Here is a 13067-nt window from a genome sequence, read left to right on the forward strand (position 1 = left end):
GCATGGATCTGCTGCTGACCGTGGTGGACACCACGGGCGCCGAGCACGACATCCGCCTCCTCGCCGAGCCGAGCGCCGATGTGCGTACCCTGCTCGACGCCGTGCGTCGCGCGCTGCCGGGCCCGGCCGCCGGCCAACGCATGTTCGTCGAGCGCACGGGTGGCGAGGTCGAGGCCGGGCGTACGCTTGCGGAAACAGGCGTACGCATGGGCGACCGGCTGCTGCTGACCGGACCGGTCGCGCCGCCGTGGCTGATGCCGGCGGGAATGCGGCCAGCCTTCGAGGTCCTCGTCACCGGCGGCCCGCAGGCCGGGCGGCGCCTGCCGATGGCGGCCGGCGCGAGCGTCTACCTGGGGCGTGATCCCGGCTGCCAGATCGTGGTGGACGACGTCGAGGTCAGCCGCCGGCACCTGCACATCGGGGCGGGCTCGCGGCAGATCACCGTGACCGATCTGGGCTCCAGCAACGGGACGTTCGTCGACGGGGTGCGGGTCGAGGGCACCGTCACGGTCGAGCCGGGGCAGGTCCTCACCGCTGGGACGACCACGCTGACCGTCGCGCGTTCCGGCCCGGCGACGCCCGACGGCGCCACCGTCCGCGATGGTCGCGTCGCCTTCTCCCGGCCGCCTCGGGTGCAGCGACCGGTCGAGCCGCAGACGCTCACCGTCCCGATCGCCCCGGCGTCCCCGCCGAAGCGGCGCGTCCCGCTCGTCGCCGCGATCGTTCCCGTGCTGCTCGGGGCCGGAATGGCCTTCGTCATGGGCCCGATCATGCTGCTCATGGCGCTCTTCGGTCCGGTCATGCTCGGCGTCTCCTGGTGGGAGGACAAGCGCAGCGGCCGCCGGGACTTCACCGCGGCGAGCGAGCGGTACACCGCCGAGCTGGCGGCGCTGACCGAGCAGGCGGCGCAGGCGTACGCGCAGCTGCACGCCGCGCGCCTGGCCGCCGCACCCAACCCGGCCGACCTCACGGCGAGGGCGCTGCGGCACGCACCCGACCTGTGGGAGCGCCGGGCCGCCGACGACGACTTCCTGACCGTACGTGTCGGGACCGCCGACCTGCCGAGCCGTCTGACGCTGCGCCCGGAGTCCGACCGGGAGCCGGACGAGCGGGCCGGGGCGCTGATCCGGACGTACGCGCTGGATCGGGCCGCGCCGGTCGACGCGGATCTGCGTACCGTCGGGGTCCTGGGGGTCGCGGGCTCGGAGCGCGACGCGCTGCTGCGGTGGCTGATCCTCCAGTACGCGATCCTGACGAGCCCCCGCGAGCTGGCGATCGTGGTGCTTGGGTCGTCCGAGGAGTGGGCGTGGACGCGCTGGCTGCCGCACACCGAGACGATGACGGCCGGGCTGCCGGGCGTACGGACGGTGGCGTTCGATCCGGAGGACGCGCGCGCCGTGCTCCAGATGGTCGACGACCTGGTGCAGCAGCGGCGCATCACGCTGGAGCGGCGGGGCGACCCGGGCGCGTGGCCGCCGAACGTGCTGCTGGTCGTGGCGGGCGACGCGGGCGTGCCCCGTTCGGCCCTGTCGCGGGTGCTGGCCGACGGGCCGCAGGTCGGCGTGTACGCCGTCGCGGCCGCGCCGACCGCGGAGACGCTGCCCGGCGAGTGCCGGGCGATCGTGCGGACCGGGCCGGGTCACGAGACGTCGGTGACCGTCACCCTGACCGGGCGCACGATCGGCGACATCGTGGTGGACGGCGTCGCACCGCAGCTCGCCGCCGACGTCGCCCGGCGGCTCGCGCCCGTGCTGGACAGTTCCGCCGCGGCGGTCACCGGTGACCTTCCCCGCCAGGTGCTCCTGCTGGACCTGCTGGGCCTGCCCGAGCCGGACGGGCCGAGCGTCGCCCATCGGTGGAGCACGCTGGGCGACGACGGCCTGGGGGCGCCGATCGGCCACGGCCCGCGCGGGCGGTTCACGATAGACCTACGCCGCGACGGCCCGCACGGTCTCACCGCGGGCACCACCGGCGCGGGCAAGTCCGAGCTGTTGCAGAGCATGATCGGTTCGCTCGCGGCCACCTACCCGGCGAGCCGCCTGACCTTCGTCCTGGTCGACTACAAGGGCGGCGCCGCGTTCAAGGACTGCGTCGGGCTGCCGCACACCGTCGGTTTCTTCACGGATCTGGACGCCCACCTCGCCCGGCGAGCACTCATCTCGCTCAACGCGGAGCTGCGCCGCCGGGAGGAGATCCTCCGCGAGCACGGCGCCAAGGATCTCATCGAGCTCGAACAGCGCCACCCCCGGCACGCCCCGGCGAACCTGCTCATCGTCATCGACGAGTTCGCGTTCCTCAAGAAGGAGCTGCCCGAGTTCGTCGCCGGGGTGGTCGACATCGCGCAGCGCGGGCGGTCGCTGGGCGTGCACCTGATGCTCGCGACGCAGCGCCCGGCGGGCGTCATCGACGACAACATCCGCGCCAACACCAACCTGCGCATCGCGCTGCGCGTCGCCGACGAGGGCGACAGCAACGACGTCCTCGACCGGCCCGACGCCGCCCGCATCCCCAAGAGCCTGCCCGGTCGGGGCTACGTGCGGGTCGGGCACAGCGACATCAGCCTCGTCCAGAGCGCCTACGCCAACGCGCGCACCTCGGTGGGGGGCCAGGCGGCACCCACGCTGGTCACGCTCGCGCCGCCCGGTTCCGGGCTCCGGGAGCAGCCGGCCGCGCGGTCCGCCGACGCCGCGGGCGACGACCGTCCCACCGATCTGCAACGCCTCGTCGCAGCGGTCCGCGCGGCGCACCGGACGGCCGGCGTACCGGACCAGCCACGGCCGTGGCTCGACGCTCTGGCCGGACACTACGACACCGCCGCCATCGCCGGTGACGCCGCCGGCCCCGCCGACGACGGCCTGGCTGTCGCGCTCGGCGTCGCCGACCTGCCGCACCGGCAGGCGCAGCAGCCGTGGCTCGTCGACCTCACCGAGCTGGGGCACCTGCTCGTCTACGGCACGGCCGGTTCGGGCAAGACCCAGGCCCTGCGTACGCTCGCCGCCGGGCTGAGCCGCCTCGACCCCGCCGACGTGCACATCTACGGAGTGGACTTCGCCAGCGGGGGCCTTCGGCCGCTGACCGCGCTGCCCCAGTGCGGCGGCGTCGTCGGGGTCGACGAACCCGAGCGGGTCGATCGGCTCTTCACGATGCTCGACGGGGTCATCGCCGAACGCAAACGGCTGCTGGGCACCACCGGCTCCTCGTCCGTCGCCGAGCATCGGCGCAAGACCGGCGAACGGTTGCCGTTCCACGTCGTGCTGCTCGACGGATACGCGGCGTTCCACCACGCGTACCTCAACGTGGACCGGGGGGAACTCGTCGACACGCTCGCCCGGCAGATCGCCGACGGCAGATCGGCGGGCGTGGTCTTCGTGATCACCGCCGACCGGCGCAACGCGATCCCGTCCACCCTGTCCGGGGCCATCTCGGCCCGGCTGGTGCTGCGGATGGCCGATGCCGAGGAGTACGCTGCGCTCGGCCTGCCGATGTCGGTGGCCCAGACCGAGCTGCCGCCGGGGCGGGGCTTCTTCGACGGCGACGAGGTGCAGATCGCCGTGCTCGGGGCGGACCCCTCCGGCTCGGCCCAGGCCGCGGCGCTCGCCGCCCTCGGCTCGACCACCCACCCCACCAGACCACCGGCCGTCACCGTCCTGCCCGACTCCGTACCCCTGGCCGAGGTGGAGCCGGGGCCGCTGCGCGTACCGGTGGGGGTCTCCGGGGTGACGCGCCGCGTCGCCGACGTCGACCTCGACGACGTGCCGGTCCTCGCCGTCTTCGGACCCGACCGCTCCGGGCGCTCCACCGCGCTGTCCACGGTCTGCCACGGGCTCCAGGGGCGGCTCCCGGGGCTGGAGGCGTATCTGCTGGCCCCTCGGCGTACGCCCCTGCTGCGGATGCCGGGGTGGGCCGAGACGGCGGTCGGGCTGGACGCGTGCGACGCTCTCGCCGGACAGTTGCAGGAGCTGGTACGCGAGCGCGTCACCGCCCCCGGCACGCCGTGGCTCGTCGTGATCGACGACGGCGAGGAGATGGCCGACTCGCTGGGCGCGTCCGCGATGTCCACCCTGGTACGCCGGGGCCGCGACGCGGGCCTGGTGCTGGTCGCGGCCGCCGACGTCCACGCGGTGCACCGATCGTTCGGCGGTTGGCTCACCGACCTGCGCAAGGCCAAGCACGGCCTGCTGCTGCGGCCGGAGGTCGACGTGGACGGTGAGCTGTTCGGGCTGCGCCTGCCGCAGAGGGCGAGCCGCCGCTTCCCGCCCGGCCGCGCCTACCTGGTACGCCGGGGCGACGTGGACTACGTACAGGTCAGCTCGTCCTGAACGAGGCGAAGATGGCCCGGAACGTGGTCGCGTAGTCGTCGGCGAAGGCCGCCGGGCAGGTCGCGTAGGCGTGGACGAGATGTCGCGTGCCCTGCCCGACCAGCAGCGCCGCCTGGGTCTGGAAGAGCGGGAACGCCAGCCGGTCGCTGCGGAACGTGACCGCCGAGAGCAGCGCGTCGTGCCCGTCGATGGTCTCGTGCCGCCGCCCGTGCACCTGCGGGTCGAGCATCCTCGTCCCGTGGGCCGCGGCGGCGGTTTCCACCAGCTCGTCCAACGTCGCGTCCACGAGTACGCGGGTGCTCAGCACGACGAGATTCACGGTGAAGTCGGCCGGCGACCGCGTGTCGACGGCGAACGCCGACGCCGTCGCGTGGGGGCGTTCCGCCCAACTGTCCGGCAGGGTCAGCCGGAAGGCCGGCGGGGCCGGCGAGAGGGCACTCGGGTAGGTCAGTTCCATGGCGGGTCTCCGGCCGGTCGGGCGAGGAAGCGAGCGGCGGCGCGGATCACGCTGCTCGCGGCGTCATCGGGTGCGGTGGCGGCGGCATGTGCCCCGGACAGGTCCGGGGCGGCGGGGACGGCACCGATGGTTCCCGTCGTCGCGTGAACGGCCTGATCGACCGTACCGCGAGCAGTGTCGACAGCCGCTCCCGCCGCACCGGTCGCCTGGCTCACCGCGTCTCGTGCCGTGTCGGCGGCGGACCGCGCGGCGTCGGTGGCGCTGTCGACCGCCTCCCGAGCCGCGGCACCCGCGCTGTCCGCGGCCTGCTGGGCGACGTCGAGCGCCGCGTCAGCGGCGGATGTGGCCTGGTCCACGGCCTGCTGCGCGCCGTCGACCGCATCATGCGCCGCGCCCCCGAGCGCACCGGCCGCGTCGGCGAGACCGCCGGCGGCGTCCGCCCCCTCGGGCAGCGCCCCGGCGCCGTCGAGCAGGGAGTCCGCCAGCGCGGGGGGATCGAAGAAGTCCGCGACCGCCTCGCCGACGTCGACCGCCGCGTCCGCGATGGACGTGGCCGCGTCAGCGACCAGGTCGAGCGCGCCTTCGAGCGTACCGATGGGGTCGGTGATGGCGTCGCCGATGGCACCGAAGATCTCCGCGGGCGAGATCGACAGGTCGAGCGAGAACCCGGCGCCGATGCCGAGCGCCGCGCCGACGTCCACCTGGAAGCCGACCTTGTCCCACGACAGGGTGCCGCTGCCGCTGACCTTGATGCCGACGCCGACCTTGCCCTCGACGCCGACCTTGGCGCTCCCGGCGCTGCCCCCGATGGAGGCGCCCGCTCCGGCCGAGGCGCCGGCCTCCGCGTCGAGGCCGGCACCCGCCGAGACCCCGTCCTTGCCGACGGAAGCCTCACCGTGGCCGCTCGCGTGGGCACCGGCCTCGGCCTCGGCGTGCCCGCTGGCGTCCCCGACGCCGTCGACGCCGATCGAGCCCTGCGCGCTGGCCCGGGCCTCCGCCGAAGCCTCGGCGCTGGCGGAGACGCTGACCCCGTCGGGCCCGGCCGACGCGGACGCCTCGGCCTCGGCCCGGGCGCGGACCGACGCGTCGGCCTGCCCTTCGGCGTGCACCGGACCCGCGTCGATCCGGCCTTCGGCGTGCACCGAGGTCTCGACGCCGACGCCGGCCTTGGCGTGCGCGTGGGCGTTGCCCTTCTTGTCGACGCCGGCGTCGGCCTCGCCGTAGGCCCACCCGCTACCGGAGACCGAGATGCTGCCGGCGCCCGAGACGACACCGCCGCCGAACGAGCCGCGCGCCTGCCACGAGGCGCCGAAACCGGTCCGCGCCTCGACGCTCACCTGCGGCGGAAGGCTGCCGTCGGCGTTGACCCACTGGGTGTCCCACGGCTGCGGCGCCGACGACCGCTGGAGGATGCGCAGCAGTAGCGGGAACCAGAACACATCGAGTTCCTGGCCCGGCGGCGCGGCCGGCGGCGGGGGTGGCGGGTCCGCGACCGGTGGGTGCCCCTCCTCCGCCTCGACGCCGAGCACATGCTCGGCGAGGTTGTCGTGGTCGTTGGTGATCGCACCGCCCAGACCGTCGAGCCCGCCGAGGATCTGCTGGTAGGCCGTGAAGAGGGCCGGGTCCTCGCTCAGCTCGGCGCCGGCCCGCAGCAGGTCCATCCGGACGTCGGACAGCTGCTGCAGAGCCCCCTGCAGCGTTCGGGTCAGCTGCCGAAGGTCATCGGTGTTGATGCGTACGCGTTCGGTCACGATCCGCTCGCCAGCTGCCGGCCCTGCTGGCGCAGCAGGCGGCCGAGGTCGCGTAGCTGCGTCGCGACCCGCACCGCCTCGCCTCGCCGCCCGCGCATCGCCTCGCGGAACCGGTCGGCCTTCGCGCACTGCCAGTCCGCGTTGTCGCCCCTGCTGACCAGTTGTTGGCCGACGTGGTAGACGTCGTCGGCGCGATTGAGCAGCAGCCGCGCCAGCTCCTCAAGCCGCGCCGCATCCATGGCCACGGGTTACGAGCCGGCCTTCATGAGGGCGTCACGACGACGGGCGATCTCCGCGCCGGCCTCGCCCATCTGCTGCTGGAGGCGCTGCAACATGGGCTCGAAATCGCTCTGCCACGACTCCCGGAAGCGCGACGCGGCCGGACCCTCCCAGTAGGTGTTGCCGAGCTGGCTGCGGATCGTGCTGAGCACGTCCGCGACCATGCCGGCCTGCCGGTCGAAGGTGGCCTTCAGCGCGGCGAGCTGGTCGAGCTCTCCACCGATCATGGGCATGACGTTTCCTAACTGTCGAAGGTGAACGAGCGGTACAGCGCATCGATCAGCTCGGCGCCGGCCAGCGGCGTGAGCCGCACCGTCGCGTCGTCGTCGGGCTCCGCGCCACGGTCGTCGGCGAGCGGCGTCAACAGCGCGGGCACCAGCCAGTAACCGCTGCCCGTGGCCCAGGCGAGTTCCGCGCCGGTCCGGCCGCCCCCGGTCCGCGACAGGACACTCACCGCGGTCAGGTCACCGCCGGCGAGGGCGGCAACGGCATCCTCAGGTACGCCCGCGGCGGCCAGCGCCGCGCGAACGGTCTCCGCCGAGCGCAGCACGCTCAGCGGAACGCTCACCGATGCCGCGGCCGTCCTCGGCAGCTTCTCGACCCCGGCGCGCCACCCGAGCCGGGGCAGCAGATCGTCGCTGTGGAACGGGGTCAGCCGCACGCCGCCGGGCTCGGGCAGCACCTCCACGGCCGCGTCGCCCGCAGCCGCGTAACGGATGGGAGGCGCCCACCGGCCTGCGACCGCCCGGTGCAGCTCGACCGTCAACGCGGGCCGGCACACGACCTGCGTCAGGCGTACCACGGACAGGGGAACGCGTGGCGGGTCGCCGGGCAGGACGACCGCACGCTCCACCAGCGACCGTCGTGACGCGGCGAGAGCCTCCTCCCGGCGCCGGCGTGGGTACACCGCCACCGGCGCGCGCAGATGACGCGGCACCGGCTCCCCGAGCAGACCGGCGACCTGCACGAAGTCGGCGTGGCTGAGCGCGAGCGACTGCTCGTCCCGTGGCCCGCTCAACACCGGTTCGCTCATGCCACCAGCCGTTCGACCGCTAGCTTGAGCAGGCCGGGCAGGGCCGCTTCACGGCCCGCGGCGGCCGGGAGCAGGGCCACCTGCACGGTGCTGTCGCCGACGCGGGCGACCGCCGCCCCGGTACGCGCGAACGCGGCCTCGCCGATGCCGGGCAGCGGCGTTCCCTGGCTCGCCGCCCGCCACGCCATCGAGCCGAGGAAGCCGTGCGCCGTGAGCAGCATGAGAACCGGGCCCTCCGGTGCGGTGAACTCGACCATCCCACCCGGCCCCAGCGTCGGCTTCGCGGTGACCGGCGACGGCCAATGCAGGGCGCTCGCGACCTCATCGGCCTGCAGCAGCGTGACGTTGCGAGCCAGGGCCGCGGCCGGGGCCGCGCTGCCGCCGTGGGGGTGCCGGTTGATCGCGGCGAGGACCAGGTTGTCGGTCGGCACCTCCGGTTGCGGCCCGTGCGCCGTCCCCCGCTCGACGACGTTCACCGCCATCACGCGCCGCGACCAGGGCCGGACGGTCATCTGGATCGTGTCGCCGGTCGCGCAGCCGCCCGCCAGCGCCAGCGGAAGGGCCCAGGCCACCGTGCGGTCGCTCGTGCCGTCGTCGACCGCGAGGTAGTACGTGATCGGCTGCGGAGGGCTGTCATCGCTGCTGGAGGTCTGCGTCCGCCACAGGGCGATCCAGAGGACCTGGCCGGTGACCGTCTTCGGCGCCGTGAGATCGGTGATCGTGCGCACGACGGTGTAACAGCCATTGAGCAGCAGTACCGCGCCGGCCACGGTGATCAGGGCCGAGGTGAGGCCGGCGAACGGGGCGAAGGCGCTCGCCGACACCGCGTCGATCTGCATGGCGATGTCCACCACGACGTGGCCGTAGCGGGCGATGAAGTAGCCGATGACGCCCAGCAGGACACCGCGGAACACCAGCTTCGGTGCGGTCTCCCCGTACCGTCCGCTGCTCGGGTACCGCACCCGTACCCGGTGCCAGGTGCCGCCGAAGGTGGACCAGACCCGGGTACGGTCACCCATGCCCATGTCGATGACGGCGCTCGCCGTGCGGGTCGCCCCGAGCGCGGCGCCGTAGGCGAGGTAGCGGTCCCAGAGCCCGACGGCGGACGGGGGCAGATCGGCGAACGCCTCGTGCCCGCGCAGCCAGTCGCGGACACCCATCCATCGGCTCGCGGCCTGCCGCCCCGCAGCGGTGTCCCGCTCCCCGTTGTAGCGGCCGGCGACCGTCGACAGCCACGCGAAGCTGATGACGGCCGCCCCGATGGTCGCCTCCAGGTCGTCACCGCGCTTGTCCGGGGTACGAAAGGCCCAGTGACCGAAGCCGTAGGTAATCCCGGCCGCGGCGACCGCGGCCACCGCCACCAGCAGGACGACGATCGCCGGGCCGAAGCGCCGGCGCGACAGGCCGCGCGCCCGGCTGTCCGCGATGACCTCCCTGCGCAGCGCCTTCCACCAGGACTTCGCCGCCTTCTCGTCCCGGAAGGTCATCGCGGTCAATGGCACGACGCCGTCCATGGCCAGGTCCTTGACGCGCTGGTAGATCCGCCGCTCGTACGCGTTCAGGCCGGCCGGGACGCTGCCCGTCAGGTGAACCGTGGTGTGGTACGGGTCGTTGTCGGGCTGACGGAACTCCAGGTAGCCGCGAGCGCCGAGATCCAGCAGCGTCGCCTCGGCGGCGTCCTCGGTGACCTGCCAGCCGGTACCGAGCAGGCTCGCCACGGCGGGCGGCTCCTCCGACAGATCCTGCGAGGGCGGCGCGGGGTGGATGTGTCGCGGCTTGGTGAGCGACAGCAGCAACGCGTACGCGCCGAAGAAGAGCGCGAGGGACGCGCCGATCGCGCCGAGTTCGAGGACGGCCGGGTTCATGGCCTAGAACCGCACCTGCACCGGGCCGCGCTCGCCCTCGGCCGTCTCGAAGAACTCCCGCGCCTTGAACCCGACGAGGCCGGCGATCAACATCGTCGGGAAGGTCTGCCCGGCGGTGTTGAACGTCTGGACGGCCGAGTTGTAGAACTGCCGTGCGTACGCGATCTTGTTTTCCGTCGTGGCCAGCTCGGCCTGCAGGGCCGCGAAGTTCTGGTTGGCCTTGAGGTCCGGGTACGCCTCCGCGACCGCGAAGAGCCGGCCGAGGCTCTGGGTGAGCGCGTTCTCCGCCTGGGCCCGCGCGCCGGGTTCGGCACTCGCCGCCGCGACCGCCCCGGTACGCGCCGCGGTCACCGCCGCGAGCGTCGCGCTCTCGTGCGCGGCATATCCCTTGACCGTCTCCACGAGGTTCGGGATCAGGTCCGAGCGGCGCTTGAGCTGCACGTCGATCTGGGCCCACGAGGCGGCGACCTGGTTGCGCAGTCGCACGATGCGGTTGTAGGCCACGATCATCCACCCGAGTACGCCGACGATCGACAGACACACCAGCCCGCCCACGACCGCCATGATTCCGCCTACCTCCGCCACGGAACTGCCTTTCTACTAGGGGAATCAGTGGAGGATCTTGTCGAGCATCGCGCGGGACGTCTGTTCGTACTTGTCCAGATCCCAGTCGAAGCTGCTCAGGTTCATGGTGTAGCTGCCGGCTTTGCTGATGACGACGATCTCGGCCCCGATGTCCTTCACCGCGATGTAGCCCTTGTCGACGTTCTGGAGCTCGGTCACCCGCTTGAAGGTCTCTCCGGCGTTGCTGCGCTGATAGTCGTAGGTGAGGGCGCCGCTGCTCGACGTCGACATGGTGATCGTCACCATGGCGATCCCTTCCTTGTCACGCCACAGGCAGTGCCCGTCGTCGTGCATCTCCTGCCCGACCAGCTCGGAGACCTGCTCGGCGGTGAAGGGGCACTGGGGCACCGTCTCGTTGGCCACGCCGTCCCCGGTCGTCGAGGAATCGTCCGACGACGAACCGCTGCTGTTCGACTCGGCTGCGGTGCCCCCGCAGGCGGTCACGGCAAACAGGATCAGGCCCGCTAGCGGGGCGAGCACGCGGCGCATGGGTTCTCCTCTGGGAAGGTCACGCTTCGAACGCCAGTCAGGTAAGGGCCACGGCATGCCGGGCGAGGTCCCTCGGCTCCCGCGGCCTCCCGGTCATGATCTGATGGCGGTAGGGCAGGAGCCATCCGTGGCAGCACGGAAGAATCCGCTCACCGGCTCGTCAGGCCCGCGGCACCGGCCGACCTGGCGCCACCGGCAGCCGGTGTCGATCCGCCGGACCCGCCGCCGCGGCAACTCCCCCGAATCTGTGTCATCGATCCCCCTCTGACGCGAACCGGCCGCCCCACACGATTCCGCCCTCACGGACGGCCGGCGGCACACGCCGCGTCCACTCGACCAGTCTGATCGGCCGGCTTCGGAAGTCGTTCAGGAATTGTTCAGGCGGACGGGTGCAGCCGCGTGGGGAGGGACATCGGCGGGCTCGGCAGCCACGACGTACGCGGTGGCTCGCCGGGTCAGAGCGGCGGTCGTCCACGTCGGGGAAGAAGAGGCCGGACCTGGCCTAGGAGCCGAGGTACCGCAGGATCGCCAAGACCCGGCGACTGTAGCCGGTCACGTGGGACAGGTCGAGCTTGTCGAAAATGGTGTTGATGTGTTTCTCGACCGCACTCTGCGACACGTGTAGGCGTTCGGCGATGGCGGCGTTGGTGTGCCCCTGAGCCATGTGATGCAGTACGTCGCGTTCGCGAGCAGTCAGGCGGTTGAGCGGGTCGGTGTGGCTGGTGGCGGACAAGAGTTGCCGGACGACCTCGGGGTCGAGCGCCGTGGCACCGGCGGCGACACGGTCGAGCGCGTCGAGGAAGTCCTCGACCTGGGCTACCCGGTCCTTCAGGACGTAACCGACGCCTTCGGACCGGTCGGCGAGAAGTTTGGCGGCGTAGCGTTTCTCGACGTACTGGGACAGGACGAGTACGGCGATGCGCGGCCAGCGGCGGCGGATCTCCAGCGCGGCCCGCAGTCCGTCGTCGGTGTTGGTGGGCGGCATACGGACGTCGGTGACGACGGCATCGGGGTGGTGCTGCTCGACGGCGGTGACGAGCTGGTCGGCATCCGCGACGGCGGCCACCACGAGGTGCCCCTCGTCGGCGAGGAGGCGGGCCAGCCCTTCACGGAGCAGGGTGGAGTCTTCGGCGAGGACTATGCGCATGGCAGTTCCACCCGGATCGTCGTCGGGCCGCCGGCTGGGCTGTGCAGGTCGAACTGACCGTCGAGCGCGGCGACCCGGCGCACCAGCCCCTGTAGGCCGCTGCCGTGTGGATCGGCGCCGCCGGGGCCGTCGTCACGCACGTACATCTCGATTCTTGTGTCCTGCGCCTCGATCTCGATGGTGATCAGGGCGGCTCGGGCGTGTTTGGTGGCGTTGGTGATCGCTTCACAGGCAACGAAATACAGCACGGTCTCGATCGATCGGGCGGGCCGGACCGCGACGTCGTAGCTGATTTTGACGGGGGTCGCCGACCGTTGCGCCACCATGTTCAGCACCTCGTCCAGGGTGGTGTGGTCGAGCGCGGAGGGATATACCCGCCAGGCCACGTCCCGCAGGTCGTCGACGGCGCGCTGCGCGTCCTCGTGCGCCTGCGCAAGAAGTTCGCGCACCTTGTCGGGGTCGCGGGTGCGTCGCGCGCGGCCCAGCAACATGCCGAGGGCGACGAGGTGTTGCTGAAGCCCGTCATGAAGGTCACGTTCGATGCGCTGGCGCTCGGCGTCGACCGCGGCGATGACGCCGGCTCGGCTGAGAGACAGCTCGCTGATCCGCTGTTGCAGCGCCGCTCGTGTGCTGGATTCGAGCAGGCCGCGGGCCAGCCACCGGTCCAGGGTGGCCACGCTGGCTATCGCCTGTAGGTTCACCACCAGCAGGGTCGCCCCGATGAGCACTTGCACCAGGAAATCGGCCGTGGTCATGGTGCCCACGACGAAGGAGCGCACCACGATGGCGGCGAGCACGGCACCGACCACGAGCAGGCCGGAGGTGAGCACGCCGAGCGCCGCCGGTAGGAGCCGGGCGGCGAGATAACCGAGCACACGCGGTCCGCTCGCCCGGATCGGCGGCGGGGCTGGTTCCGAGGCGATGACGGCCAGGCGACGCCGTTCCCACCTGGCGATGCGTTGAGCAGACCGGACGGTGCTGGCGCTGATGCGGCGGCGAGCCGCCGGGGCCGGCGAGACCGCGACCACGACGAGCCCGGCGACGGCCAGGAACAGCAACTCGGCCGCAGCGGTGAGGGCGCCGACTGCCACGCCCGCCACCGG

General features: G+C 72.8%; 11 protein-coding genes. 1 reads left to right on the forward strand and 10 read right to left on the reverse strand.

The features are described from left to right. The first annotated feature begins 2 nt into the window (after positions 1-2). Entirely contained in the window at positions 3-4319 is a 4317-nt protein-coding gene (locus GA0070604_RS24255) for an FtsK/SpoIIIE domain-containing protein (RefSeq protein ID WP_091123102.1), read from the forward strand. On the opposite strand, the gene GA0070604_RS24260 is transcribed toward GA0070604_RS24255, so the two are convergent. The 10 genes from GA0070604_RS24260 to GA0070604_RS24305 form a co-directional block, all read right to left on the reverse strand. After that, positions 4306-4776 carry a DcrB/PsbP domain-containing protein gene (locus GA0070604_RS24260; RefSeq protein WP_091123105.1) on the reverse strand — a complete coding sequence of 157 codons (471 nt, stop codon included), beginning with the start codon at positions 4774-4776 and terminating at the stop codon, positions 4306-4308. The genes GA0070604_RS24255 and GA0070604_RS24260 overlap by 14 nt on opposite strands. Continuing rightward, positions 4767-6527, reverse strand: coding sequence for a hypothetical protein (locus GA0070604_RS24265; RefSeq protein ID WP_091123108.1), 1761 nt, complete (start codon positions 6525-6527; stop codon positions 4767-4769). The genes GA0070604_RS24260 and GA0070604_RS24265 overlap by 10 nt, the downstream gene beginning before the upstream one ends. Next, positions 6524-6766 (reverse strand): hypothetical protein, encoded by a 243-nt coding sequence (locus GA0070604_RS24270; protein WP_091123111.1) that lies wholly within the window; start codon positions 6764-6766, stop codon positions 6524-6526. Before GA0070604_RS24270 ends, GA0070604_RS24265 begins: the two co-directional genes overlap by 4 nt. 9 nt (positions 6767-6775) lie before the next feature. After that, a complete protein-coding gene (locus tag GA0070604_RS24275) occupies positions 6776-7039 on the reverse strand; it encodes a WXG100 family type VII secretion target (protein ID WP_141721382.1) in 264 nt (87 codons plus the stop codon). An 8-nt stretch (positions 7040-7047) separates the two neighbouring features. Continuing rightward, the gene (locus GA0070604_RS24280; protein ID WP_091123118.1) at positions 7048-7839 is read right to left on the reverse strand and encodes a hypothetical protein; all 792 of its coding nucleotides are present in this window, start codon (positions 7837-7839) and stop codon (positions 7048-7050) included. Continuing rightward, positions 7836-9704, reverse strand: coding sequence for a DUF2207 family protein (locus GA0070604_RS24285; RefSeq protein WP_091123122.1), 1869 nt, complete (start codon positions 9702-9704; stop codon positions 7836-7838). Before GA0070604_RS24285 ends, GA0070604_RS24280 begins: the two co-directional genes overlap by 4 nt. Before the next feature lie 3 nt (positions 9705-9707). Continuing rightward, a complete protein-coding gene (locus GA0070604_RS24290) occupies positions 9708-10268 on the reverse strand; it encodes a LemA family protein (protein ID WP_091123125.1) in 561 nt (186 codons plus the stop codon). A gap of 45 nt (positions 10269-10313) precedes the next feature. Beyond that, on the reverse strand, positions 10314-10817 hold the full coding sequence (locus GA0070604_RS24295; protein WP_091123129.1) for a hypothetical protein: 504 nt from the start codon (positions 10815-10817) through the stop codon (positions 10314-10316). A gap of 502 nt (positions 10818-11319) precedes the next feature. Then, positions 11320-11964, reverse strand: coding sequence for a response regulator (locus tag GA0070604_RS24300; RefSeq protein WP_091123132.1), 645 nt, complete (start codon positions 11962-11964; stop codon positions 11320-11322). Further along, positions 11955-13055, reverse strand: coding sequence for a sensor histidine kinase (locus tag GA0070604_RS24305; RefSeq protein WP_091127378.1), 1101 nt, complete (start codon positions 13053-13055; stop codon positions 11955-11957). The genes GA0070604_RS24300 and GA0070604_RS24305 overlap by 10 nt, the downstream gene beginning before the upstream one ends. Positions 13056-13067 lie beyond the last annotated feature (12 nt).

This window comes from Micromonospora eburnea (assembly GCF_900090225.1).
Classification (GTDB): Bacteria; Actinomycetota; Actinomycetes; order Mycobacteriales; family Micromonosporaceae; genus Micromonospora; species Micromonospora eburnea.